Here is a 308-nt window from a genome sequence, read left to right as displayed (position 1 = left end):
AAGTGCCTTTGAATATGCCCGGTCCGGCTAAATGTGCCGAATGAAGGGCAAAAGTGCCTTTGATTTTGCCCTGCCCGGCTAAATGTGCCGAATGAAGGGCAAAAGTGCCTTTGAATATGCCCGGTCCGGCTAAATCGGGCGAATGAAGGGCAAAAGTGCCTTTGATTTTGCCCTGCCCGGCTAAATGTGCCGAATGAAGGGCAAAAGTGCCTTTGAATATGCCCGGTCCGGCTAAATGGGCCGAATGAAGGGCAAAAGTGCCTTTGATTTTGCCCTGCCCGGCTAAATGTGTGGGATTGATAATTGCT

The 308-nt window shown here is 50.6% G+C and carries 1 protein-coding gene; it reads right to left on the bottom strand.

The features are described from left to right. Positions 1-308 (bottom strand): hypothetical protein (locus tag BN3772_RS30360; protein ID WP_042204521.1); only part of this gene is annotated, 308 nt, incomplete at both ends.

Source organism: Paenibacillus camerounensis, assembly GCF_000723885.1.
GTDB classification, from domain to species: Bacteria; Bacillota; Bacilli; order Paenibacillales; family Paenibacillaceae; genus Paenibacillus_AQ; species Paenibacillus_AQ camerounensis.
This window is presented reverse-complemented; position numbering and strand designations above follow the sequence as displayed.